This is a genomic window from Planococcus liqunii (assembly GCF_030413595.1).
GTDB classification, from domain to species: domain Bacteria; phylum Bacillota; class Bacilli; order Bacillales_A; family Planococcaceae; genus Planococcus; species Planococcus liqunii.
The window spans coordinates 763062-787699 of the sequence record NZ_CP129238.1 but is presented as its reverse complement, the minus strand read 5'-3'; the positions used below and the strand labels follow the sequence as shown (position 1 = coordinate 787699).

The following is a 24638-nucleotide window of genomic DNA, read 5'->3' as shown; positions in this document are numbered from 1 at the left end:
GATTTCGCTGGCTTTCTATTTACAGTATTTCGATAAACAGCTGTGGTGTCAATTCTAAATTTTCTGTCTTTTATACAAAAAAGAAATCCAGCCTCATCGCAATGAGCCGGATTCCTTTTGAATTTTATTCAGTGCTGGCCAGTACCGCTTCCCGTTCTTCCATCACTTTGCGCCATTTCACGACTTCGCGCTCTTCGATTTGCTTGGCAAGCGTTTCGTCCCAGCTGCCTTTGAACGTATTCCAGACGCGGGCATAAAAAATGTCCTGCTTCCGGTCGTACAATTGGAATTCCAGGCACGGAACGAACACCGTCTCCTGCTCGATGCAGGCAGTGATGTCCGTGGCGATGATCTGGAAACTGTCTTCTGCCGGATATACCATTTCCTTCGCCAACAGCTTTTGCATGCGCTCTTTTTTCAGGGTGCCCCGTACCCCGTCGTAGCGGTAACGCGGCATTCTTTCTTCCGCTTCGGGATGCATGTGGTCGGACGGAAGCAAATACTCATCGTGCACGGCACTGAAGGAAATCACGGTCGCTTCGCCTTCCATCTCTTCATCAAAAATGCCTTTTTCCAGGTAATCAAAGCCTTTCGCTGTCAGCCCATAGCCCTTCTTTTGAAGTTCAATCAACCCCGTCCGCTGCATCTTCTCCATCAAGTCACGGACAAACAGTTCCTCTACCATCAGCATATCCGCGAGTGTTGCGGCTCGGCGGATTTCCGTTTCCTGAAACGCAAACAGCAGCATCTTCATCAAGATGTCCATCTTCAAGCGCTTCACGCGATCAAAACTAACATCGTAAAGCACAACCGGCAGTTTCCAAACCCGTTCGTCGGTGATTGACACGTCCGAGGCAGCAAGCAGGTTCGACCGCAATTCGCTTTTCAGTTTCTCCATACGTTCATCCCCTGCTTTCCTGCACCAGCTTCAGGCCATTTTTCCGTTTTACGGTTTCGAGTACATGCCGGTACATCTGTTTCGTTTCGTTCTTTTTCGCACGCTGCGTAAACATAGACGAACTGCCGACCAGCACCAGCAATTGCTTGGCGCGCGACAATGCCACGTTCAGGCGGCGATAGTCTTTCGCAAAGCCAATATCTCCATGGCTGTTCCCGTTGTTGCGCACCATGCTGAGCAGGATGACTTCCATTTCGCTTCCCTGGAAGCGGTCGACGGTTCCTGTCCGGATCGTCAAATGCGGCAAGCGCAGTTCCTGGTCGATCATGCGCTGCAGGCGTTTGACTTGTTCGCCGTAAAACGAAATCACGCCGACGCTTTTCAATTCGTCTGCGGCAATTCGTCCGGCTGCTTTTGCTTCCGCCACTGCGTCGTTCATTTCCACTAGCAGTGCGCTGATTTCACGCAGTTCGGCTGAGTTATACAGACTTTTCCCGCCGCTCATGCGTTCTTCAAAATACGCCGGTTCGTTCGGCACATCAAGCCACATCAAGTGATTGCTGCGTTTCACGGTGTTCGATTCCAATAAATGATCGCGTTCCCGGTCAGAATCGAGAAGTCCGCATTGCAATTGCTTGTTCTCGCCTTTATAGAACGGCGTAATTGTTTCCATGATGTCCGCATGCATGCGGTACTGGATGGCAAGCATCGTCTTGTTCGCGTCCGGCAAGTTTTTGTACAAGCGCTCAAACAAAGACTCTTCCAACAGTTTCTCAAGTTCCCGCTTTTCTTCGAAGCCGCTGTTTTCTTTGATCATTTCCTCAAGCGTTTCTTCCAGTGTGTCGTTCCCGAGCAATGGCGGCAATTGGTGATGGTCGCCGACCAGGATGATTTTCTTGCCTTTTAGCATCGGCAGCAGCAGTTCCGGCGGCGTCGCTTTCGATACTTCGTCGATGATGACGACGTCAAATTCCGGATAATTGTCGATGAAGTCCTTGCGCGCAGAAGCGACACACGTTGTCCCGATTACATTGGCATGCTTGATGTACAATTTGCGGATTTCGTCCAAGTCGTGATCGTTTGCATCTTTCAATAAATCGAGCCATTTCTTTTGGATCGTCTGCATCAAAGGCAGGTTTTTCTTTTCCTGCTTGAGCGATTCCAGATCAAACGACAAACTCGCCATTTTTTTCGCCGTTTCTTCATATTCCTTTTCCGGATGAGTTGCAAGGATTTCCTGCAAAGCAGCCCGTTCTTGTTCTTTCACCGACAATCTTTCTTGTACCGCTTCCATTTCCGACTGGATTTCTGCCGTTCGGGCTTTTTGTTTTTCCAACGCGGCCGTTTCCGCTGTACGTTCCGTTTCAAATTGGCCACTCTGTTTCACGGCCTTTTCATAGGCTGCTTGGTCTTCCAGGAGAACAGCTTGTTCAGCTTTCCGTTCACGGATGGTTCCTTCAATATCGGAAGGTATTTCGATAGCAACGGCAAGCTCCCGGCATTGCTGTTCCAGCGCTTCAAGCTCTTGCTGCTTCCGTTCCAGGTCCGCCTGCCATTTCCGGTCGAGTTCCAGGTAATACGCTTGCTGTTTAACGAGCTCGTCGCATACCGCTTTTTTCACGCCTTGGAATGCCCGCTTGGAATCTTCGATATACGCTTCCGCCGACTTCAGCTTCGCGCCTCTTCTCCACAAGCTGTTTTGCCGTTTGTACAAACCGGTGAGCGCTTTTTCCAATACACCCGGCTCGTCACCCCGCGTGCTTTTCAGCACCGTTCTCAAGCGCTCCAAAAAGAAATCCATGTCACTCGAAGTGAATGATTCAGGTCTCGCTAAAGCTTGTTCTTTCAATTCACTTACTGGCACATGCGCACCCGTCAGCAGCGGCTCTACATAGGAAATCGCTGCTGCAAACTGTTCGTTGTAGGCGCGCAGTTTCTCAAACTCGTTGATCTTTTCACGGATTCCTTCAAGTTTATTGATGCCAAACGTAATCGCCGGCGTTTCTTCGATCTTTTGTTCGTTCATCACCTGCAGCAAGCCGTCCATCTTTTTCACACGTTCCGTGTTTGCCGCCAAGGCGTTCTTCTCATCGATCACTGCGGTCACTTGCTCGCGCTTGTCTAAAATGGCAGCAACGTCGCGCTTTTTAACAGCCAATTCTTCTTCCAATTTTCGCAATCGCAAGGCACTATAGAGCTGTTCGATAACATGTGAAATGCGGTTCTGTTCATCCTCGAACCATTGCAGGCTCTTGCTGTCCATCAAAGCTTGCTGGCTGTGGATGGATTCTTCGAGCATTTGGAGTTTTTGTTCGGTGCCTTGCTGCTCCTGCATAGCTTTTTGCTTTGCAAGCTCAAACGCTGCCAGCTTGTTCTGGTCTTCAGCCAACAGCTTTTCGAGTGTACGGTGCTTGCCTTGTGCGGCTTTTTTCGTTTCCACCGCTTGCGCCAGGTTTTCAAAAACCGGCTGCAGCTCTTCGTAAGCTTGTTTTGTAGCCGCGAGTTCCCGTTCCAGTTCCGGCTCGCGGTTTTTGCGCATTTCGTACTGAGCGGTGATTTCTTTTAAGGTATTGTCTTTCCAATACTGGCCGACGTTTTCTTCGATGAATTTTTTGCCTTCTTCTTCGATGCTTTCGGTCCGGCCGACGCGAAGGATGCGAATGTCTTTATTCGCCAACAAGCGCCCGAGCGCATTGTCCACCGCCAAGTTCGATTGTGAGGCAACGAGCGTCTTCAATCCTTTTCTGGCATTCTGCAGGCAGATTTCCGCGATAACGGTCGTCTTTCCGGTTCCGGGCGGCCCTTGGATGACATACAAATCTTCCGCTGCAACCGCACCGGTGACCGCCCGCTGCTGGAACTCATTCAACCGGTTGTGGAACGGCAGCTTTCCAATCGGATTGACCGGCTTCACCGGCGGCTTTTCTTCAAACAACAGCCGGTCGAGGTTCGGGTTCACCGCATGGCCTTTTTCCAGATTCGTGAAGCCTTGGCGCAGCCGTCTGATTTGGCTGAGCGCTGCAAAATTGCTGAAGACAACTTCTTTTTTCGCCAGCGAATGTTCTTTGTCGCGCAGCTGTTTGACGACATAGTTTTGCAGTTCGATTTCGATGATCCGGTTTGATGCCTTAAGGACCGTTCCAACATCGCCGTCGATGCCGGCCAAGCGCACGCTTAAGTTTTTCAGCCCTTTCCACTCGGTGTCTTTCATTTGGCAGCCGGTCAAAGTAATGCGGCTGAAATCGTGGCTGAACGCCAGTTTCGAATAACCCGTTTTAATATCCGGAATGTCCATGCCGCGCTCCTGGATTTTCAAGTAGCCTTCCCAGCTCGAAATCCGCTTTTTCACGTAATCGGATTTTTCCTTCGCCGGCGTCATGCGGTTGATCAAATTGAGGAGCGCTACCGGAGCCGGGTCGCGGGAGTTGTCAAACCGGATCGACTCTTCGCGCTGCCAGTTCGTCCCGAGCGCGCCGTACGCTTTTCGGAGCGTCACATTCGTTACCAGCAGTTGATGGTTTGCAACGACGCAGTGGAAGACGACGAGCCCATCAAGCTCTTTGTCCGTCAAACGGCTGTTCTCCGTTTGGCCGAAAATCAGCGCAACCGAAAGAGAGGCATCCGGATTGGAAGGATACCTCTCGATAAAGACGTTAAACGCGCCGTCCGCCTGGAAAACCGAGCGTTCGCTGATTCCGAACCCTTTCATCTTTTCCGTCGCGGTCTTCGTCATTCTTAGGGAAGTTCTGTATGTATCTGCTTTTGCTAATACCATTTCATCTCACCTGTTCTGTAAAACTGAAGAAATCTCTCGTCGAGTATTTCCGCCTGATCTTTTTGTCATTTAAACATCATATCATCTATTTTGGGCAAGTAGGTTTCGGAACTTTGAACAAATTAAAAAAGCGGGTTGGAAATGCGGAAATTCCATTTCCGGTTTTCTTAAGAAACCCTTCATATTTTCCCTCACTAATTCTTCATGTTTTCCCTTTATGCTTAAAGCCATCCCACTGACTGGAGGAATAAACATGAACACGATCTTAAGCGCAACTAATGTTTCGAAAATTTACGGCAAAAAAGGGGCAAGCACATACACCGCTATCCGCAATTTGTCCTTTTCCATGAAAGAAGGTGAATTCATCGGCATCATGGGGCCATCCGGTTCCGGCAAAACAACGCTTTTGAACATGATTGCGACACTCGATCCGGCAACTGAAGGCGACATCACCATTAACGGCGTCTCGCTGTCTGTGATGGATGAAAACGGGCTGTCTGATTTCCGTTCCCGGCAGCTCGGCTTCATTTTTCAAGATTTCAATTTATTGGAAACGATGAACGCCTTCGAAAACATTGCGCTGCCGCTTTCGCTCCAGCACATAGCTGCACCAAAAATCCAGGCAACCGTCCGGCAAGTGGCGGGGCTGCTTGGCATCAATGACATATTGAAGAAATACCCGGCGGAGCTATCAGGGGGCCAGAAACAGCGGACCGCTATTGCCCGTGCACTTGTCCACAATCCGGCTCTCCTTCTTGCCGACGAACCGACCGGTGCCTTGGATTCGAAAAACGCCGCAGCATTATTGAATACGTTAACCGAGTTGAACCGCAGACAGCACGCCTCCATTTTGATGGTGACCCATGATCCGCTCAGCGCAAGCCATTGCAGCCGCCTGTTGTTCATCAAAGACGGCGCCATTGCACAAGAACTCCATTCCACCGGTACACGCGAACAATTCTACCGGGACATTCTGGAAGTGCTAGGCGGCATGGACCGCGAGCTTGTGGCAGGTGGCCGCAGATGATCTGGAAATTGGCATTAAACGGCTTGCAGCGCAACCGCCGGGATTATTTGATTTTGTTTACGGGTATGATCATTTCCGTTGCCGTTTTTTACATGTTTCTGGCGATAGCCTTGAACAAGGAATTCATCACGCAGAATACCGTCATTAACCATATTCAATTGGTGTTCGTGGTAGGTGCAGCCTTGTTGTTCGTCATCACCTTTTTCTATTTGTTTTACACCAACTCATTCCTGCTGTCGCTCCGAAAAAAGGAATTCGGCCTGTATGAGCTGATTGGCGCTAAAAAATATCAGCTGAAGCGCGTGTTTCTGCTTGAAACTTTGAGCATCACAGCTTTTGCACTAGCAGCCGGCCTCCTGCTCGGCTTTGCCTTTTCCGGAATGGTTTCTGCGCTTTTGATGAATCAATTAAATGTCGAATTCACCGCATTCAAAGTCGTCTATTTGCCGGCCATTTTCTGGACAAGTGCATACTTCCTGCTTGCAGCTCTTATAACTTCTTCTATTCACAGTTCCAAGTTGGCGAAAGCTTCGATTATCGGCTTGCTGCAGGCAGCTGTGCAAAACGATTTTATTCCCGAAAAGCCAAAGAAGGCTGCCTGGCCGCTCATCGTTCTGGGCTTTGTCTTTCTTGGCATCGGCTACGCGGCACTTTTCTTCATGGAAATCCTGCGGTTTGTGGGGCTTTTCACAGCGCCTGTCATGACGACGCTTGGCACCTACTTGCTGTTCAGCTCGCTTTTGCCCGTCATCATCCGCAAATGGAAAAGCAGAAACCGTGCTAATTTAAAAGGCATCAACGCCTTTACCTTGTCCCAGCTCAGTTTCCGGCTCAATGACCTAAAATGGGTGCTTGCGACAATTGCCATGCTGATTGCGTTGTCGGAAGGCGCCATTGCCGGCGGCTTTGCATTCAAAAACAATGCTGTCACCTCCATCGATCAAGAGCGCTTATACGATGCCACACTTTATAATCCTAGCACTGCCGAAGAAGAGATTTTGAAAAGCCTTTCTTTGACCGAACAGCTCAGCTATCGTTTCAAAATGGACGACCAATTCATCTACTATGCGGAAGAAGAGCTTGTTGAAAATCCACCGCTCATCGTGGACTGGATCGACTATAAACAAAAGCGGCCAGGTCCGCTTCCTGAAAAGCTGGAAACCGACGAAGCCGGCTACCCGATTCTCCCGGACGATTGGATGACGGCGCTTGAAACGATCAATCCCGCTTTTGCCACTACTCGACCGGTGCGCATCGTCCCCCTTGAAAGCTTTGAAAAAACAGGCGGCGAAGAAATCGCGATTGTCCTTGCTCGGACCGATAAGTTTCAAAACTATATTCCCGAATGGCAAGCACTCGACCGCCTGCAGCTTTCAGCATTTGCACAGCTGCAGGCCGGCTTTGATCCAGTAGTTGACGGACTCCCCGGCAAGTATGCCCAGTTTGAACGTCAATACGCTTTTGCCAGCGGCACTTTCTTTATGGGCTTTTTCTTAGGGCTCGCATTCCTTACGATGCTCGCAAGCATTTTGATGTTCAAAATCCTGGCCGGTGCAGGCAGCGATATCCGCCGCTACGACAGTCTCCGGAAACTCGGCGTGCGCAAGCAGCTCCTGTCCGCTTCTTTATCTAAAGAAATCCTGATCGTCTTTTTGTTCCCGGCTTTTTTAGGCCTGCTGCATGTCCTCATCGGCATGAGAATCTTCACATTTGTCATAGGCGACCCGTATTACCGCCTTTGGGTATCCTTGCTGATTTTCCTCGTGACTTACGGCGGTTATTATTTCTTTACTGTGCACCTTTACCGAAAACTTGTTTTGCCGAAGGCATAAAACTGCTGGATGAGTTTAGCATCAAAAAGCCGCATCTCTAAAGATGTGGTTCTTTTATTTCTTAATGTGTTCCGCTCCTTTGTAAAGACGGCATTGTTAACTCTCTCTATGTGCAACATTTTAACTTTTGCTCACCAACGTCAATTTTGATACAGAAAACGACGAACTTATTGGACTCCACGGAGCGTTTGTTGCGGAGACTCATGCGATTCCCTATGATGATTATATGCAGGAGGAGAAAAGAATGGATACTCGTAAAGTTGGAGAATTAATTTATCGGCTGCGGAAGGAAAAAGGCCTTACGCAAAAGCAATTGGCCGTTCAGCTGAACCTTTCAGACCGGACGATTTCAAAATGGGAACGTGGACATGGCTGCCCCGATATTGCGCTATTGCCAAGTTTGTCTGCCGTATTGGGCGTCAATATCGAAAATATTTTAGGCGGCGAATTGCCGCTGAATGATTTTGTAGGAGGAAATATGAAAAAATCGAATTATTTTGTTTGTCCATCGTGCCACAATATTGCCCTTGCCACTGGAAACGTCTCCCTTTCATGCTGCGGAAGAAAGCTGGAAAGCTTGGAGGCAAAAAAAGCGACAGCCGAAGAAAAGCTTTCCCTTACTGAAAGCGATCAGGAATGGTTCGTCACAAGCGACCATCCCATGACCAAAGACCATTACATCTCGTTTCTCGCTTTTGCCACAGGCGATCAGATCCAGCTGGTCAAGCAATTTCCGGAATGGGCACTGCAAACTCGCATCCCGAAACGCAAACATGGTAAATTGCTGTGGTATGACACGCAATTCGGCTTGTATTATCAGCTTGTATAAACAAAGCAGCTCCATCCCCAAGCCGGATGGAGCTGCTTTTATTTTTCAATATAGCTTCACTCTTTCTTTAAACGGTAAATCAATTGTGTCGCTGCCGTTCAAGAATTTCAGAAAGACCATCTCCTCATCCTCCTTAAATACTTGGTTTGCTTAAAAGCTTTCGCCGATGCAAGGCACTTGTCCTGTTGGAAAATCGCCGATTGAAGCGAACAACGATAGAAAGTTTGAAAACGCCGATAGGAACGACAAAAACGTCGATAGAAATCGCAGAAACACCGATTAAAACTTCAAAAACTGCGATAGAAACTGCCAAAAACACCGGTAAAGGATTCGCCCAGAGCAACGAACCCTTTTGGACAAGAAAAAGCCTCTCCAGCAACTGCTGAAGAGGCCTTTTCTATCACGGTTTTTCTTTTACACGCCTTCACTCAATTCATTTTCACGGTCAACCCGCTCTTGTTTAACTTTCAGCTCGTTCATTTCGCCTTCGGTTAAAAACTGAACTTTAAAACCGACAAACGCCATGATGATGCCGATGATCGGCACAGCGTAATTCAGCACCGCATACGGTGCATACGCAAACGGATGAACTGCAAGCGTCGCAAGGATGAAGACGCCGCATGTATTCCATGGAACAAACGGCGACGTTAATGTACCGCCGTCTTCAAGTGCACGCGATAAGTTTTTCGAATGCAGCCCTTTGTCCTGATACGCTCTGGCATACATCCGGCCCGGCAAAAGAATTGATATGTATTGTTCCGAAGCCGTCGCATTGGTGAAGAATGCCGAAAGAATCGTCGCGGCAATCAAGCTGCCAGCCGATTTCGCCACTTTCAGGATTTGCGTCACAATAGCTTTCAGCATGCCGGTATGTTCCAAGATCCCGCCGAACACCATGGCAAAAATGGTCAGCGACACCGTGAACATCATCGCTTCAATCCCGCCGCGGTTAAACAAGTTGTCGACCATCTCGTTGCCGGAAGAAATGACAAAGCCATCGTGAAGTGTATTGACTGCATCGCCGATGTTTCCGCCCTGCACCAGAATCTGGCACATAAACCCAAGAAAAACGCCCGCAATCAATGCCGGAAGCGCCGGCACTTTCATCATGACCATGACGACAATCGCCAGCGGCACAAGCAGGAGCCACGGCGAAATGACAAAGCTGCTGTTGAGCGATGCCAGGATGCTTTGGATGTTCGCCTGGTCGATTTCCCCTCCGCCAAACTGGCGGCCCAGGATAAAGTAGACGATCAATGCCAGGACCAGGCCTGGAATCGTTGTGTACGTCATATGCTTAATGTGGTCGAACAAATCGGTTCCGGTGATGCCGGCCGCCATATTCGTCGTATCCGACAGCGGCGACATCTTGTCGCCAAAATACGAACCGGAAATGACTGCTCCTGCAACCATTGCAGCCGGGATGCCCATGCTCATGCCGATTCCCATCCCTGCAACTCCGATGGTCCCCATCGTCGACCAGGAACTGCCGATGGCAAGCGACACGATGCCGCAAATAATGCAGATCGTCATCAGGAACAACGAAGGAGTAATGATTTGCAGGCCGTAGTAAATCATCGTCGCAATTACCCCACCGCCAATCCAGGACGCAATGATCATTCCTACCACAATGATGATCAATACGGCCGGCAGTGCCAAGCGGATGCCTTTGTAGGCCCCTTCTTCGATGTCCTGCCATTTGTAGCCGAGGCGCCAGGCAATAAATGCCGCAACTATACTTCCGACAGCCAGCGGCACGTGCGGACTGCCTTCGAATACAATAATGGTGACTGCCATTACGGCAATCATTGTAATTAATGGAATTATTGCCAGTAGAAATGGTGTTTCAATCTCATTTTGTCTGTTCTTCATGCTCCATAACCCCTACTCTATACAGTTTTAATACATATTACAGTAAAATTCAAAATAATCTAGTGGCTTTTATCACATAGCAATATCCCGGTACGCTAGGAGAGTGGCTTTAAAATGACGAAAATTTGTTCATTTATTTTTACTGATATTTATGCATAGCCACTCCTTTGCCTTTTAAAGTAATTTCCTGTGCATAAACTTTGACGCTCTTCTTCCCGAACAGGTAAAGTTAGAGGAAATGAGGCTTAGGAGGAATTCAAATGAATGATATCCCGTTAATCGTAACAACCGAGTGGCTCGCCGAACGGCTGGACGATCCAAAACTGCGCATTGTCGATGCAACCGTATTCATGAAATTCCCGGAAGGCGGCGGACCGCCCAGTGTCGAGTCGGGGCAAACTTCATATGAAGCAGGGCATATCCCCGGAGCAGTTTATGCCGACCTGGTGGGTGAATTATCCGACGCCGACTCCGAACTTCCTTTTACAGTGCCCGCACGCAAAGAGTTCGTGGCAAAGCTGACGGCACTTGGAATCGGCGATGATACATACACGGTCGTCTACGACCAGAATGCGCTTGTTGGTGAACCAACCGCCGCTTCCTACTGGGCATCGCGCCTTGCCTGGCAGATGCGCTACGAAGGATTCGAACAAGTGGCCATTCTTGAAGGCGGCTTGCAAAAATGGCAGGCGGAAGGCCGGGAATTGTCGACCGAAGAAGCGGCTTATCCGCACGCCAATTATACAGGGAAGCGGCACACGGACATGCTGGCATCGAAAGAGGATGTCCAAAAAGCGATCGATGATGAGCAAACCATCCTGATCAACAGCTTGGCGCCGGAAGAATTCCATAGCGGACATATTCCAAACAGCCAAAACATTTTCTTCGGCCTGCACGCTGATGAAGAAACAAAAGCGCTTTACGGCGACGAACAGCTGCGTGCCTTGTTTGCTGAAACCGGCGCACTCGATCCCAATAAGAAAGTCATCACTTATTGCGGAGGCGGCATCGCCGCTACGTGGAATGCATTGATTTTGAATAAACTCGGGCAGCACAACGTCGCTGTCTACGACGGCTCAATGAACGAATGGACGAGCGATCCGGCTTGCCCGCTGGTGAAAAGCGAAAAATAACCAAATAAAAGGCGCACTCTAGTTCAATGAGTGCGCCTTTTTTTAAGCTCTTTGATACACAATGCGAAAATCATGTTTCCAGTCTACGCCGTCGTCCGATTGTTCCCATTTGCTATCAACGACGTTTCCCGTTTCACCTACAGTTCCAGTGAAACGCTGAAAAAAGTCCAATGGCGAAAAATCAGCTTTATCCCGCCACAATTTCCAGTGCCCACTCTCCAGACTCATTTGATACAACCGCGTCACGCCGCGTGTGTCAAAATAATGCAGCAAGTACTGTCCCGTCTCCGGGTTGCAGTCATACACAATGGTATTGTCTGGAAACTCCGCTTTGTCGATGTGCGTGTGCTGGATGACGTACTTCTCGTTCAGCCAATCAAAACTAGTGCGGCCGGTTATTGGGTTTGGTTCAAGATGCGGATGAATCACTTCCATGTTCCAATGGCCGATGAAAAATTCCAATCGCTTCAGCATGTCTTCCCGAGTAGATGCGTTCAACCGAAACACCCTCCCCATCATTGCAAGCTGTCCTGTGGCTTTTACCGCTTCACCAGCGAATCGCGTTTTACAATCTTCTGGCTCACCTGTTGGCCGCTCAGCGTTACCATTGGCATGCCGCCGCCCGGGTTTACCGTGCCGCCGACAAAGTACAAGTTGTCGTAAAGTTCGCTTTCTTTCTTGTTTTTGAATCCTCCGTTGCCTTTTTTATCGGATACGGTGCCATAAATGGCGCCGCGGTCAGATCCATACGTCCGTTCAATGTCATGCGGCGTCCAGACGTCGCGCGTGACGATATGGTCCCGAAGGCCATGCAAGCCCATGCGTTCCAGCTTTTCATAGACGCGTGCCTCAAACTTCAAGTAATCGTCCGGGGTAAACGGATTGTCCTGGATGTACGGGATATGCGGCAGAATCTTCAAGTTCTCATGCCCCGGCGGCGCCTGGGCCGGATCGGTTTTATTCGCATTGACGAGGTAAATCGTCGGGTCATCCGGCAGTTCATGTTTCACGAACACTTTTTCCATCTGGTCCTCCAGGTTTTCCGGGAAGAAGAAGTTGTGGTGGTTCAAGAACGGATAGGTTTTGTTTACGCCAAGGTGCAGCACCAAACCGGAACTCGCCGGTTCAAACTTCTTCTCCAAGTTCTCCACGTACTTCGGTTTCGCATCGACCATTTTCTTATAGAACGGAATCACTTCCATATTTGAAACATAATAATCCGCTTTCTTGACCGAACCGTCTTCCAGCTCAATCGCCGTGATCTGCCGCTTGTTGTCCGTATGCGCACGCACCACCGCTTGGCCGGTATGGATCCGGACGCCTTCTTCTTTTGCCAGCCGCGTCAGGCCTTCGCCCAATTTATGCATGCCGCCCGGCACGTACCAGCAGCCTTGTGCATGCTGCATGTAAATCATCATATTCAGGACGGCCGGTGCCTGGTAAGGAGACGAACCGACGTATTTGACGAAATACGAAAGCATATCGCGCAGATGCGGATTGGAGATCCGTTTGGATACCGCTTCGTACACCGTCGAAGTCAGATCAAAGCCGGTCAAAGTGGCAATGACGCCGTTTTGTGCCACAGCTTCCTGTGCGGTATCGAAGCCTTCGCCGAGATAACTGTCTTCCGTCGTCTCGTATATTTTCTTGGCGTATTTTAAGAAAGCGTAATACTCCTTCATATCTTTGCGGCTAAGCGACGGATTCGCGCGCTCCATCAAGCGGAGATCGTGGAACAAATCCAGCACGGTGCCGTCCGGGAAGAACGAACGCCATTCGCGGTTGAGCCGTTTGATTGGCACGTAGTCTTCCATGCGTTTGCCGCTGCCGCGGAACAATTTATCGAAAATATGCGGCATCGTCAAAATGGACGGGCCGAGGTCAAAGCCGAAACCGTCCTGTTCCAGGCGGTTCAATTTCCCGCCGATATGATCGTTCTTTTCATATAAAGAAACGCTATAACCGTTTTGCGCAAGAGAAATAGCAGCTGATAAACCGCCAAGTCCTCCACCGATCACGATTACGGATTTTTTCACATTCGCCATACTTCTGCCGACCTTCTTCCCCCAATAATTTTCACTTCGCCGAATCTGTCAAAATCCGGATCATTTCCTGTTTGGTTACAAAGTTCCGCTGTTTAAAACAATCGTAATTATTTTGGCGGACACTCGTTAAAATTTCGCGATACACCTGCGCAGACACCACAATCGGGATTTGGCTATCTGTATCAAAATTTGAAATGCATGTGATAAATTCATCGTATAAAGCTTCTGCCCGCTTGGCCATCAGCTCCCAGACCTGGATAAAGCCTTCGTTGATTTCCGAATGGGCCAGTTGGTCCTTGCGGTAGCCCACCCGTTCAAGTTCTTCTGTTGGAAGATAGATTCGCCCTTTTTCGCGGAAATCCTCCCCCACATCCCTCAATATATTCGTCACTTGCATCGCAACACCCAGATTGACCGCTGCATCAGTGCAGTCCACTTTCGACTGGGACGCGATAATCGGCAGCAGCATTCGGCCGACCGAACCTGCTACGTAATAACTGTAAGTCTCGACGTCCTCCAATGTCTGAGGTGCTTCAAACGAAAGGTCCATCCGCTGGCCTTTGATCTGGTCATAGAATGGCTCTAAGTCCATGTCGTACGTGTCAAACACAACACGCAGTGCACGCCATAGCGGATGGTCAATGTGCTCACCTCGCGCAAAGCGATCGAGTTCTGTGCTTAACCGCTCCAATTCACGCAATTGGGCTGCCTTCCCAGATGTTTCATCCACACTATCGTCCGCTGTCCGGCAAAAGGCGTAAATGGCGTAAACCGCCTGGGCTTTTTCCTCAGGAAGTCTGGAAAAAGCGTAATAAAAACTTTTCGAATGGCGCCTAATGACACTTTCGCAGTAATCAAAGTCCTCTTGCATCTGCATTTGAGCAGTCATGGAAAGCTCCCCCTTTCAACGGGCATGGATTTTCTGGCATTGGGCAATACGGGCGGAAAGCAGAACGAACGGTCCTTGGCGTTGGAAGTATGTATGATTTGCACAATTTCGAAGGGGCTATTGTAGAGGTACTAGCTCCGTTGGACTTGCTGTAATACTACCCTTTATTCCCTTCTGCAAAAATTATGAAACATTTAATATATAAGATTTGTATAACTTTTATACCTGATCTTAACCACATAAAAACAAGGCTTATTTATCGAGTGAGTTCATAAAAAAACCTCAAAGCAAGACCACTTTGTTAGTGTCCTGCATTTGAGGTGTTATTTGCATTCCGTTAAGCGCTGCTCTTATTTTTGTTTTCTCTCTTTGATTTTATTCGCGACATCATCTTTCATTTCCATGGCTTTGTCTTTGTAAGTTGCCGCTTTTTCTTTGTAGTCGTCTTTGTTTTCTTCCCAATGAATCTTGCCTTTTTCAACGGTCTTGTCTTTCAATGCGTTCAGTTTTTCCAGAAATGCCATATGAACCATCCTCCCGTTCTACCCGCCATTGAATTGGAGAGCTAAACTGCGCTAAGCATAGCTCATTTTTTAAATACTGTCTAAGGTCTGCTCTTATAAAAACCGAAAAACACCTGCAATTCCGACTAGGAAATTACAGGTGTTCCGTTGTGCTATTTGGTACTTTTAAAACTCACTTTAACAAATATTAAAATGCCGGACGGTAAGCTGTAAGCGGAATGTCTTCGTACGCTTCCGGATCTAGTTGCTCGACAGAACCGTCAGCGACGCCTTCGATGATTCCAGAAAGTCCGCGTTCAACTGATTTGACCAACTGCCCTTTTTCTTTTTGCCCAAGGCTCTGCGTCTGTCCTCTGACTTCAAAGAGGACCGTGCCGCTGCCGTTCAAGGCATACGTGCCAAGCGCTGTTCCGGGAAGGTCGAGCCCTTGTTCATAAAGCGAGATGTTGGTGAATTTCGAGTTGCCGTAGGACTGCAGTTCGTTATACGCCAACAAGTTCAATTGGCGCGAGAAATCGTAGTTGTAGCCGTCCGCATACTCTGCATATTTTGCCCCCTCAGGAGTGGACGGGTCTGGCACAAATTGAGCCGATAAGGAAAGCGTGACAGGATCCGCAGTGCCATCTACATAGTAAAGGCCCTGGTGGTGCAAGTCGACAAAGACGTCCACGTTGCCAAATTCGTCCTGCAGGGATTTATAGACATCACGTGAAGTTTGCGATTCCGGATTGATGAACCAGCCTGGCTGGTTAGAAGCACCCGGGAAGTCCTGCGCTTTCGGCACATAATCCAGGTTCGGGTTGAAGTCACGGTTTACATCAAATCCAGGATTTGCACCGTAATCGTAGCTTTGGCTAATGCCGCGGTCCAAATAGTTCCAAGAAGGCTTGGCGCCTGCTAATTGCGGATAGCTTTCTACTACTTCACTCCACGTCAGGCTGTTGCGGCGCTTATCCGCTTCCGAAGCATCCGGATTCATCATCGGCATGAACACGACCGTCACTTCTTCGCGGATTTGCTGGGATTGTTTTGAGTTGTTCGATAAGGTTTTCAAGAGGTTAAGAATCGCTACCGTGCCCGTTTTCTCGTTTCCGTGAATTTCACTTTGAACAAGAAGGACCTTGTCTCCAGTACCTACCCGCGCGGTATAAATATCCCGCCCTTCATGGGACTGCCCGGCTACATCCAATTGGACGACGCCTTTACTGGAAGCTGCGATTTGCTTTAAGCTTTTTTGCAGTTCCTGATAATCGATAAACCCGGAAATGCTGTTGTCATGGTGATGCTCAGTTGTTTTTGTGACTGGTTCAGCCGCATAAACCGGCATCGCCAATGCTGTACACAAACTCAAAACTCCTACCGTACTCGCCCATCGTCTCTTCAAAAACATCCACTCCCCATAAGTTTAAATAGTTTTACCAAAAATAGCTTAGCAATAAAAGAAATAATAGTAAATATATTTAGAATTTTCAGTCCATAAGTAATGATAGTGGATAAAGCAGATTAAAAATTCTGCACCAAAAGATATAGGGACCCCCATTTACTTCGACCTACTAAGTAATATCAGCACAAAAAAGACCGGCTTTCTAAAGAAAGCCGGTCTGCCATTTAGCAAGCCGATCAAACAAACCCCTTAAGTATGGAGTCCTTCCCTAAAACAAAAATTCAATTCCCGATCCGCAGTGCGCGGTCTTTATTCTGCAGCACGCTCAAAATACTCAAAGCAGCAAGCAGGCTCGTCTTCGGATTGCCTGGCATCGGATTATTTTCGACTTGCAGCTGCATCCGGCCGAAATCCCCTTCTGCTTCAATCGTATGGGTATTCTGTTCAATTTCCGGATCAACAATGATGCGTACTTTTGTTTTCTCGACGCCGATTCCGGCAATCGCAAGCACCAATGCCACGTTGATGTTCTTCGGGAACTTCCCGACAGCTTCAAACGCCGAACCGTCAAAGATTATGCGCTCTTCGTCTGCTTCGATGCCGAGTGAAGCCGGCGATTTCCGTGTCGTGATCTGGACACGTTCCAACCCACCGGCTGCTTTCGCTGATTGCAAAACGTCCAGCCCGCCGATTGCGCCGGACGGCAAGAAAATTTGCGTCCCTTTGGATTCCGCCAAAGTTGTCAGTTCTTCCAGGAAAGCGATATTTTTGAAGACGCCAATGCTGCTGACAACGAGGTCTTTCTTGCTTGCGACTACATCTTCCACATAAATCCCGGCCGCTTCCACCGTCGCTGCCTCCACCACAATATCGAGCGGCAAGTTCAAAAAACTCTTCAAATCGGTATAAAAATCAGCTTCAAAATCTTCGCTCAGACGCTGCCCCACTTCCTGGTTGCGCCCGAAAATGGCCGTGACTCTTCCGTTTGCCAGTTGCTTGTGGTTGATTTGCTCCAGTAAATACGATGCAATATTGCCTGTCCCGATGATTCCGATGTTCATGAGTGCCCTCCTCGTATCCTTCGTTTAAGCCGAGATCTATCTGTTTTATCCAATTTGCCATCTGATGGTTGCTATAAAGACAAGCAAAGCCAAAGCCGTGGCAGTAAAGTAAACGAACGACATCTGGTATTTTCGTGAACCTTTCAAGAATTTCCATTCCAAGAAAACCTGAGCTGTATTCACTGTCAGAAAAATGATAAAGACCCAGAAAAAGAAAGGTTCAGGTGCGTCTACGAAAAATAGAATCAGCATGATGATTGCAATCATCAACACTGCAGCAGTCCAGCGCTCAAACCGCCTGACTGGTATCCCTGAACGCTCTTCCTGTTCAATGGCAAACCGCTTTTTCAAAAAGCTTTTTAGAAAGCTGAAGCCAAAGACCAGGACAAACCATATAAGCAGCAGTTCCATATTCTGCACCTCCTATCCCATTCCTTTTAATACGAATGAACTGGATAGGAGTTCCATATAAAATAGAAGGCTGTCCTCAAATTGAATTTAATTATAATTTCATCCCTTAAAACGAAACGGATACATATCCGCCGGATTCGCCATACTCTTCAAGCCAAGCGCCTCCTTGCAGCAATTTCTCTCTAGAAATTTACTAGGTGCATAATCTTTACTTTCGTCTTTAGTGTCGGTTGTTCCTTTAATTCGTTTAATAAGCATTCATGAATCTCAAAGCTTTGAATTACTGTCTGATTCGCTCTCTAGCCATACTTGATTGTATTCGATCATTTTATCTATCTGTTTATCACTGACAACGACATCTTTCTGTAAAAGAAGATCCAAGTATGCTTTATGTGTCTGGAGTGTCTGCTGGATGTTAGTTGACTGCTTTGCCACGATCATTTTTGGCTTATACAATTCATAGATGGTTCTTCCGATTTCAATTACAAAATCATTTTCTGTTGCTTCAAGAACGGCGTAATGGAATTCCAAATCGATGGCCGCTAATTCTTCTGGACTGAGTTCAGGCTTTAGCCGCTTCACCTGGCTCTTATAAACCTCTTCAATACGTTCAATCTTTTCCTTGGACCATTTGGCACGAATGATATTCACCATCAAGATTTCGAAATGCTGACGGAACTCCACCAGTTTCTGTGTATTATTGCTATGCATGATTAAGCTGAAGATTAATGGATTTAACGAGAAATGGGACGGATTATTCGTGATGAACATGCCCTCCCCGCGCTTAATTTGAATCACTCCAATCGATTCCAATACTTTTATCGCCTCACGCACAGGGGTTCTGCTGACACCTAGCTGCTCGACCATTTCAGCTTCAGTAGGCAATTTGTCTCCGTTTTTAAGAGTACCGTCAAGCAGTTTATTTTTTATTGTGGACACAATTTCAGTTGAAATTTTATTAGAAAATGTTAGCTTTTCAAATTCCATAAAGCAATCCTCCTGTTGGGGATAATTCCCTTTCTCTAAATAATATATCGAATTAATAAGATATTAAAAAATTTAGTGTTTTTTAAACTATTTAAAATATTCCGTTTACATACTTTAAGTTTGATGATAACATCAATACCTAGTACATCATATGTAGTATGTAATCATTTGGAAGGGTGTGACGAATTGCAAGTACATAAAATTGCGAGCATTCCGGGAGATGGAATTGGACCGGAAGTTATGAAGGAAGCGCTCAAAGTATTAAGTGCAGTAGAAGAAATTCATGGCAACCTGCGTTTTGAGGTTGATTCTTTTAATTGGAATTGTAAGCGCTATCTCGAAACCGGCCGGATGATGCCGGAAGATGGAATAGCCATATTGGCTCCCTACGATGCTATATTATTCGGTGCAGTCGGTTCTCCTGAAGTTCCTGATCACATTTCTGTCTGGGAACTGATTCTCCCTATTAGAAGAGAATTTCAGCAGTACGTCAATTTGCGGCCGATTAAGCTACTGAAAGGGATTGAAAGCCCTTTAACAAATAAAGGTGTTGAAGAAATCGATTTTATAGTAGTCCGCGAAAATACAGAAGGTGAATATTCAAATAGCGGCGGGAGGCTTCATATTGGAACTCCTCATGAGGTTGTTGTTCAGAACAGTGTTTTTACGAAAATGGGCAGCGAGCGAATTTTAAAATATGCTTATGAATTAGCACAAAAAAGAGAATCTCCGCATTTATCTATCGCAACAAAGTCAAACGCTCTAAACTTCTCTATGCCTTTTTGGGACGAAGTGGCAAAAGCAATTGGGAACGATTACAAGAATATTGAACCAAAGTTTTACCACATCGATGCTTTAGTTGCTTTTTTTGTATCGAAACCGGAAATTTTTGATGTTGTAGTCGGCAGTAATTTATTTGGAGATATTTTAACCGATTTGGGTGCTGCAATTTCTGGCGGTCTTGGAATTGCCCCGTCAGGCAATATTAATCCTGAAAAAACATATCCGTCCATGTTCGAAGCAATCCACGGCTCTGCTCCCGATATTGCCAACAAAGGCATTGCCAATCCTATCGCACAAATCTGGAGTACCGCTTTGATGCTGGAACATTTGGAGTATCCGGAACTGGCTAAAGCGATTGTTGCAGGTATTGAAGAGACGTTAGTAGATTTTGAGATTAGAACTCCTGATTTGGGCGGCACCGCTTCCACTTCGCAATTTGCCGATAAAATTATTGAAAATATAAAAAAACAAGCGTAAAGGGGTTTTTTACATTGAGTCAGCTAAAAGAAAAAGTTATTGCCGTTACCGGAGCAGGCGGAGGGATGGGAAAAACAGTCGTAGAAAATTTATTGGCGGATGGTGCGATTGTGATTGGTCTAGACATTAATACTGATGAGTTAAATTCCATCGAAAACGAAAATTTCAGTGCCAAAAATATTGATTTACTAGATGAAGCAAGCATCAACGAAGCTTTCAAAGAAATCTATACAGATTTCAAGAAACTCGATGGATTGGTTAATATAGCAGGAATTGCCCAAGCCGGCAAACCGATTACAGAAGTCGCCTTATCTGAGTGGCAAAAACTGATTGATATTAACGCTACAGCTGTATTTTTGACGAACCGAGAAGCAGTCCGATACATGAAGGTATCTAATAACGGCTCGATCATCAATATTGGTTCTGTCTCTGTGACTCGTCCTCGTCCGGGTTTACAAAGCTATGTTGCTTCCAAAGGGGCAGTTGAAGCATTTTCAAAAGCATTAGCACTTGAAACTGCCCCCTTCAATATTCGAGTAAATGTACTGCACCCAGGTCCTGCTGATACTCAGATGCTTGGCCAATTCACTTCTCCAAAAACCGGAGATGTCGAGTTGAACAAAGAAGTTTTTGCAGAAAGTGTACCGCTTGGCAGACTGATCAGTCCAGCTGATATTTCTTCAACCGTTCTGCATTTGTTAACCGATGGTGCTCAAATTATTACAGGTGCAGTCATTCATGTAGATGGCGGCAGAAGCATCTAAAAGGGGAGTTCTAAATGGATAAGATACAATTGCTAATTAACGGAGAATGGATTGGAAAGAAAGACGATCAATGGATAAATGTCATCAATCCTGCTTCCAATGAAACCATTGCACAAATTGTGCGTGGAAATGAAACGCATGCAAACCTTGCCGTACAAGCTGCAAGGTTTGCGTTAAAAAACAGTGAATGGAAATCCATTAAACCTTTTGAAAGAGGACAGTTTTTACAAGAAACGGCTAGACATATTAGAGAACACGCAATTGAATTGGCTTTACTCGAATCTTTAGATACTGGCAAACCTCATGCTCAAGCAAAGAGTGACATCGAAGCCGCTGCCCGCTATTTTGAGTTTTATGGCGGCATGGCCGACAAAGTCTTTGGGGACACGATTCCAATAGAAGAAGACTTATTGAATGTTACCGTCATTGAGCCGATTGGGGTCACGCTCCATATCGTCCCGTGGAATTATCCGATCCAAATCACCTCACGAAGTGTCGCAGCAGCACTAGCCACTGGAAATGTCGTCATTGTAAAAAGTTCGGAGGATACTCCCCTGACGACTAATTTTCTAGCGAAGTGGTTCCATGAGAAATTGCCAAAAGGAGTCTTTCAACACTTGACAGGATATGGATCAGAAATTGGCGCTGCGCTGACTTCCCACCCGGGAATCAATCAAATTACTTTTACCGGCTCTGTTCCAACAGGAATCGCAGTAATGAAATCTGCTGCTGATAATGTCGTGCCGGTAACGCTTGAATTAGGTGGCAAATCACCAAACATCGTATTTGCGGATGCTGATCTGGCACGTGCTGTTCCTGCTATCGTCAACTCCATTGTTCAAAATGCCGGCCAAACCTGTTCTGCTGGTTCACGCCTTTTAGTTGATGAAGCTATCGCCGAAGAACTGCTAGAAAAACTGATTGAGCGTTTTAATAGCCTTAAAGTGGGACCTCCAACACTTCAGGCAGATGTCGGCCCCATCATCAATCAAAAACAATACAATCGAATTTTAGGGATTATCAATGAAATTGGTGAAGATGCAAAAGTTTTAGTTGGCGGGAAAGCAGTTCAAGTCGAAGGCTATACTAAAGGCTTTTACATTAGCCCTACAATCATAGAAGCATCCAGCCATAACGAAACTTATGTACAGGAAGAAATTTTCGGACCGGTGCTGAGTGTAGTAAGATTTAAAGGCATCGAAGAAGCAATTGAATTGGCAAACGCAACTGATTACGGGCTCGTCGCTGGTGTTTGGACAAAAGATATTGATCAAGCACATCACGTAGCATCCCGCATTGAAAGCGGCCAGGTCTTCATCAACAGTTACGGTGCGGCAGGCGGTGTCCAAATGCCGTTTGGCGGGTACAAGAAAAGCGGCATCGGCCGTGAGAAAAGCCATTTGGCTGTACAAAACTATATTCAGATTAAAAACCTTGCTATTCAAGTTAAATATTAACTCTTTAGATTAAGTACGGAAACGGAGGGACAAAATGAAAGCGTTAAGCAAACTCAGTAGCCTAGCGGGCACATACTTTGCATTGATCGTCATCGTATTTTCGGTACTTGCTTTTATGGTTCCAAGTCTATTTACTTCATTTGGCGCCTACATCACCATTTTACTCGGCGTCGTTATGTTCGGTATGGGTTTGACACTGCAGGCATCTGATTTTAAATTGGTCTTCACAAATCCTATACCTGTTTTAATTGGGCTAGTCGCACAATTTTCCATCATGCCGACCATTGCATTTATTATTGCGTACCTACTACAATTACCCGCTGAACTTGCAGCAGGCCTAGTTTTGCTTGGCAGTGTTCCGGGTGGAACTTCTTCAAATGTGATGGTCTATTTAGCAAAAGGGAACGTTCCCCTATCCATCACTATGACGAGTGTTTCCACTTTAATGGCGCCAATCATGACGCCCTTCCTGTTATTGATATTTGCAGGGCAATGGCTGCCTGTTGATCCAATTTCCATGTTTATGTCCATTATTCAAGTAATCATTATTCCAATTCTTCTTGGATTAATGGTTAGTAAATTTCTTCCAGCCATAACGAAGAAAAGTGAATCGATTCTTCCATTGATCTCCATTGTGGCAATCACCATCATTGTGTCGGCGATTGTTGCTAATAATAAAGAAAACATTGCTACAGCTGGTATCCTCGTCTTTGTAGCCGTCCTGCTGCATAATGCATTCGGGCTTATACTTGGCTATTTTGCAGCAAAAGCGCTTAAATTATCACGCCAAGATCAGCGCGCCATTTCAATTGAAGTCGGCATGCAAAACTCTGGCTTGGGAGTAGCATTGGCTTCGGCTTATTTCACACCACTTGCTGCATTGCCGAGTGCCTTCGCATCTGCATGGCAAGTCATTACTGGGACATTTCTGGCTACCTATTGGGCAAAACATGAAGTTCCTAAAGACAGCGATGCGGCAGTAAATACACAGACGGACCGCAATCCTTTAACTAATGCAAAAGGGCCTACGAAGTAAGAGACTGAACACCACAGCTTTTTTTCGAAATAATTTATTAAATTTTTTAAAGGTACTCTGTTTGAATTAAAGGCACTCTTGAAGTGTCTGGTAAGCATCGATAAACCGAAAATACATGGAAGTGTCCAAAGTTGATTGAAGAATAGCGTTAAAGAAAAGCTATCTAATTCTTTTTGAAAAACCAAAAGAAACCACACTCGCTCATGTAACAATAGCGGGTGTGGTTTCTTCTGAATCATGAACTTCTTGCTATTTAATTGACGCCTCTGCTTAAAAACACAAGGCGCTCCACTTCCGTAAATCCATTTTTCTTATAAAACGCTTCAGCCGGTATCCCCCGGTCGGTGAGCAGCGAAAGATGAGTGATTGAACGCGCCTCTAGTTCTTCCAGCAGCCGGTCCATCAAAGCTTTGCCGATTCCTTTGTTCTGCTGGCTGCTTTTGACACACATCTCATGGATAAAGAATTCATCACCGCTCCACCAAACGCGGCGGACGCCGAAAAGAAAACCGATAAGCTCTTCGCCTTCTGTTGCCAAGAGCCCCAGAAAGCCAGGCATGCGGTAAAAATCCAAGAGATAGCGTCCGGCTTTTTCCGATTCCCATTCATCGTTCCAGGGCTCTCCATTAAAGACTTCGATAAACACATCCGTGCACAATGACAGGTCGCTTTCTTCGACATAGTTGATTTCCATAAACAAGCTCCTCTTTTAGGAATTCTTTACTCCACCCGAAAACCGACAGCAATCGCCTGCAAAATCCCGATCAGTTCTCTTGACACTTCTCTTGGCGACTTCTGGTAGCCGTTTTTTGCCCAGTCCAAGATGAGCCCAGCCGTGCCATGGGCCATGTACAGCTTAAACGCCGGAGAATTGATGTCATGGTCGCCTACAGGCGTAAAAGTGAACTGCTCATCAAACAATTCAAAAATCGCGCGCGGCAAATCCTGGTACAGGCCAGGGATGGTGTCTTCTTTCAAATAGAGATTGAAGAAAGAGCGGTTATCGTAGATGAAGCTTACCAGCCCGAACGAATCTTCGTTCATCGACTCGGTAACCACTTCTTTGCCCGGAATGTAGCGGTCTTTGCTGGTCTGTTTGATTTGCTGGAACATCTCACTTCTCAGCTCTTCTGTAATGTCCGGCTTATCCAAATAGTAGAGGTAAAAAGTCGCCCGGTTATACTGGGCACGCTGCACAATATCCGTTACCGATACATGGCTGAATCCTTTTTCATTGATCAGCTCGGTGAACGCCTGTTTGAATTGATGTTTTGTCCGTTCCGCCTGCGGTGACAGGTTTTCTTTCTTGTCTCCCATAAACTTTTTCCTCCAGAATCGACACTTCACGCCAAACTGTCGAATTACTCAACATTTTCGATTTTTTTACTGATTGAACCCTTTTCTGCAAAGGCTTACACTGATTGTGAAACATAAATCCAGTTTAGCATAACCAT

At 46.7% G+C, this 24638-nt stretch carries 21 protein-coding genes; 8 read left to right on the top strand and 13 right to left on the bottom strand.

Translation table 11 applies throughout. The annotated features are described in order from the left end of the window. Window positions 1-124: 124 nt before the first annotated feature. Both QWY22_RS03965 and QWY22_RS03960 read right to left on the bottom strand, forming a co-directional pair. Window positions 125-898, bottom strand: a complete 774-nt coding sequence (locus tag QWY22_RS03965) for a hypothetical protein (protein ID WP_300983173.1) — start codon at window positions 896-898, stop codon at window positions 125-127. A 4-nt stretch (window positions 899-902) separates the two neighbouring features. Beyond that, window positions 903-4673 carry an AAA domain-containing protein gene (locus QWY22_RS03960; protein ID WP_300983172.1) on the bottom strand — a complete coding sequence of 1257 codons (3771 nt, stop codon included), beginning with the start codon at window positions 4671-4673 and terminating at the stop codon, window positions 903-905. Between the two features lie 253 nt (window positions 4674-4926). Here QWY22_RS03960 and QWY22_RS03955 point away from each other — a divergent pair, with 253 nt between their 5' ends. The 3 genes from QWY22_RS03955 (at window position 4927) to QWY22_RS03945 (ending at window position 8361) form a co-directional block, all read left to right on the top strand. Next, the gene (locus tag QWY22_RS03955; protein ID WP_300983171.1) at window positions 4927-5700 is read left to right on the top strand and encodes an ABC transporter ATP-binding protein; all 774 of its coding nucleotides are present in this window, start codon (window positions 4927-4929) and stop codon (window positions 5698-5700) included. Further along, entirely contained in the window at window positions 5697-7532 is a 1836-nt protein-coding gene (locus QWY22_RS03950) for an FtsX-like permease family protein (protein ID WP_300983170.1), read from the top strand. The genes QWY22_RS03955 and QWY22_RS03950 overlap by 4 nt, the downstream gene beginning before the upstream one ends. A gap of 244 nt (window positions 7533-7776) precedes the next feature. Continuing rightward, a complete protein-coding gene (locus QWY22_RS03945; RefSeq protein WP_300983169.1) occupies window positions 7777-8361 on the top strand; it encodes a helix-turn-helix domain-containing protein in 585 nt (194 codons plus the stop codon). Between the two features lie 414 nt (window positions 8362-8775). On the opposite strand, the gene nhaC is transcribed toward QWY22_RS03945, so the two are convergent. Then, complete coding sequence (nhaC, locus tag QWY22_RS03940; RefSeq protein ID WP_300983168.1) at window positions 8776-10233, bottom strand: Na+/H+ antiporter NhaC; 1458 nt, start codon at window positions 10231-10233, stop codon at window positions 8776-8778. 260 nt (window positions 10234-10493) lie between these two features. Between nhaC and QWY22_RS03935 the strand changes: the two genes are divergently transcribed. Further along, a complete protein-coding gene (locus QWY22_RS03935; RefSeq protein ID WP_300983167.1) occupies window positions 10494-11366 on the top strand; it encodes a sulfurtransferase in 873 nt (290 codons plus the stop codon). A gap of 42 nt (window positions 11367-11408) precedes the next feature. Here QWY22_RS03935 and QWY22_RS03930 read toward each other — a convergent pair whose 3' ends face one another. The 8 genes from QWY22_RS03930 to QWY22_RS03895 form a co-directional block, all read right to left on the bottom strand. Continuing rightward, complete coding sequence (locus QWY22_RS03930; RefSeq protein WP_300983166.1) at window positions 11409-11864, bottom strand: hypothetical protein; 456 nt, start codon at window positions 11862-11864, stop codon at window positions 11409-11411. A gap of 41 nt (window positions 11865-11905) precedes the next feature. Beyond that, window positions 11906-13411: a phytoene desaturase family protein gene (locus QWY22_RS03925; RefSeq protein ID WP_300983165.1), complete on the bottom strand. Its 1506-nt coding sequence runs from the start codon at window positions 13409-13411 to the stop codon at window positions 11906-11908. A 31-nt stretch (window positions 13412-13442) separates the two neighbouring features. After that, entirely contained in the window at window positions 13443-14300 is an 858-nt protein-coding gene (locus QWY22_RS03920; RefSeq protein WP_300983164.1) for a phytoene/squalene synthase family protein, read from the bottom strand. A gap of 350 nt (window positions 14301-14650) precedes the next feature. After that, window positions 14651-14824, bottom strand: a complete 174-nt coding sequence (locus tag QWY22_RS03915; RefSeq protein WP_300983163.1) for a hypothetical protein — start codon at window positions 14822-14824, stop codon at window positions 14651-14653. Window positions 14825-15011: 187 nt separating this feature from the next. Continuing rightward, window positions 15012-16214: a M14 family zinc carboxypeptidase gene (locus QWY22_RS03910; RefSeq protein ID WP_436836772.1), complete on the bottom strand. Its 1203-nt coding sequence runs from the start codon at window positions 16212-16214 to the stop codon at window positions 15012-15014. Between the two features lie 275 nt (window positions 16215-16489). Beyond that, complete coding sequence (gene nadX, locus QWY22_RS03905) at window positions 16490-17269, bottom strand: aspartate dehydrogenase (RefSeq protein ID WP_300983161.1); 780 nt, start codon at window positions 17267-17269, stop codon at window positions 16490-16492. Between the two features lie 45 nt (window positions 17270-17314). Further along, window positions 17315-17680 (bottom strand): DUF4181 domain-containing protein, encoded by a 366-nt coding sequence (locus QWY22_RS03900; RefSeq protein ID WP_300983160.1) that lies wholly within the window; start codon window positions 17678-17680, stop codon window positions 17315-17317. 267 nt (window positions 17681-17947) lie between these two features. Further along, window positions 17948-18667, bottom strand: coding sequence for a FadR/GntR family transcriptional regulator (locus tag QWY22_RS03895; RefSeq protein ID WP_300983159.1), 720 nt, complete (start codon window positions 18665-18667; stop codon window positions 17948-17950). 186 nt (window positions 18668-18853) lie between these two features. Between QWY22_RS03895 and QWY22_RS03890 the strand changes: the two genes are divergently transcribed. From QWY22_RS03890 to QWY22_RS03875, 4 genes are read left to right on the top strand one after another with little or no spacing between them, the layout of a single operon-like run. After that, the gene (locus tag QWY22_RS03890; RefSeq protein ID WP_300983158.1) at window positions 18854-19927 is read left to right on the top strand and encodes a tartrate dehydrogenase; all 1074 of its coding nucleotides are present in this window, start codon (window positions 18854-18856) and stop codon (window positions 19925-19927) included. Window positions 19928-19941: 14 nt separating this feature from the next. After that, complete coding sequence (locus QWY22_RS03885) at window positions 19942-20691, top strand: SDR family NAD(P)-dependent oxidoreductase (protein WP_300983157.1); 750 nt, start codon at window positions 19942-19944, stop codon at window positions 20689-20691. A 14-nt stretch (window positions 20692-20705) separates the two neighbouring features. Beyond that, on the top strand, window positions 20706-22148 hold the full coding sequence (locus QWY22_RS03880; RefSeq protein ID WP_300983156.1) for an aldehyde dehydrogenase family protein: 1443 nt from the start codon (window positions 20706-20708) through the stop codon (window positions 22146-22148). Between the two features lie 34 nt (window positions 22149-22182). Continuing rightward, window positions 22183-23184, top strand: coding sequence for a bile acid:sodium symporter family protein (locus QWY22_RS03875; protein ID WP_300983154.1), 1002 nt, complete (start codon window positions 22183-22185; stop codon window positions 23182-23184). Between the two features lie 253 nt (window positions 23185-23437). Here QWY22_RS03875 and QWY22_RS03870 read toward each other — a convergent pair whose 3' ends face one another. Next, complete coding sequence (locus QWY22_RS03870) at window positions 23438-23878, bottom strand: GNAT family N-acetyltransferase (RefSeq protein WP_300983153.1); 441 nt, start codon at window positions 23876-23878, stop codon at window positions 23438-23440. A gap of 26 nt (window positions 23879-23904) precedes the next feature. Further along, the gene (locus QWY22_RS03865; protein ID WP_300983152.1) at window positions 23905-24501 is read right to left on the bottom strand and encodes a TetR/AcrR family transcriptional regulator; all 597 of its coding nucleotides are present in this window, start codon (window positions 24499-24501) and stop codon (window positions 23905-23907) included. Window positions 24502-24638: the final 137 nt, after the last annotated feature.

Excerpts from the sequence above, each read along its gene's own strand:
- QWY22_RS03965 (WP_300983173.1), bottom strand. The coding sequence starts at position 898 with ATGGAGAAACTGAAAAGCGAATTGCGGTCGAACCTGCTTGCTGCCTCG.
- QWY22_RS03960 (WP_300983172.1), bottom strand. The coding sequence starts at position 4,673 with ATGGTATTAGCAAAAGCAGATACATACAGAACTTCCCTAAGAATGACG.
- QWY22_RS03955 (WP_300983171.1), top strand. The coding sequence starts at position 4,927 with ATGAACACGATCTTAAGCGCAACTAATGTTTCGAAAATTTACGGCAAA.
- QWY22_RS03950 (WP_300983170.1), top strand. The coding sequence starts at position 5,697 with ATGATCTGGAAATTGGCATTAAACGGCTTGCAGCGCAACCGCCGGGAT.
- QWY22_RS03945 (WP_300983169.1), top strand. The coding sequence starts at position 7,777 with ATGGATACTCGTAAAGTTGGAGAATTAATTTATCGGCTGCGGAAGGAA.
- nhaC (WP_300983168.1), bottom strand. The coding sequence starts at position 10,233 with ATGAAGAACAGACAAAATGAGATTGAAACACCATTTCTACTGGCAATA.
- QWY22_RS03935 (WP_300983167.1), top strand. The coding sequence starts at position 10,494 with ATGAATGATATCCCGTTAATCGTAACAACCGAGTGGCTCGCCGAACGG.
- QWY22_RS03925 (WP_300983165.1), bottom strand. The coding sequence starts at position 13,411 with ATGGCGAATGTGAAAAAATCCGTAATCGTGATCGGTGGAGGACTTGGC.
- QWY22_RS03920 (WP_300983164.1), bottom strand. The coding sequence starts at position 14,300 with ATGACTGCTCAAATGCAGATGCAAGAGGACTTTGATTACTGCGAAAGT.
- QWY22_RS03915 (WP_300983163.1), bottom strand. The coding sequence starts at position 14,824 with ATGGCATTTCTGGAAAAACTGAACGCATTGAAAGACAAGACCGTTGAA.
- QWY22_RS03910 (WP_436836772.1), bottom strand. The coding sequence starts at position 16,214 with ATGTTTTTGAAGAGACGATGGGCGAGTACGGTAGGAGTTTTGAGTTTG.
- nadX (WP_300983161.1), bottom strand. The coding sequence starts at position 17,269 with ATGAACATCGGAATCATCGGGACAGGCAATATTGCATCGTATTTACTG.
- QWY22_RS03900 (WP_300983160.1), bottom strand. The coding sequence starts at position 17,680 with ATGGAACTGCTGCTTATATGGTTTGTCCTGGTCTTTGGCTTCAGCTTT.
- QWY22_RS03895 (WP_300983159.1), bottom strand. The coding sequence starts at position 18,667 with ATGGAATTTGAAAAGCTAACATTTTCTAATAAAATTTCAACTGAAATT.
- QWY22_RS03880 (WP_300983156.1), top strand. The coding sequence starts at position 20,706 with ATGGATAAGATACAATTGCTAATTAACGGAGAATGGATTGGAAAGAAA.
- QWY22_RS03875 (WP_300983154.1), top strand. The coding sequence starts at position 22,183 with ATGAAAGCGTTAAGCAAACTCAGTAGCCTAGCGGGCACATACTTTGCA.
- QWY22_RS03870 (WP_300983153.1), bottom strand. The coding sequence starts at position 23,878 with ATGGAAATCAACTATGTCGAAGAAAGCGACCTGTCATTGTGCACGGAT.
- QWY22_RS03865 (WP_300983152.1), bottom strand. The coding sequence starts at position 24,501 with ATGGGAGACAAGAAAGAAAACCTGTCACCGCAGGCGGAACGGACAAAA.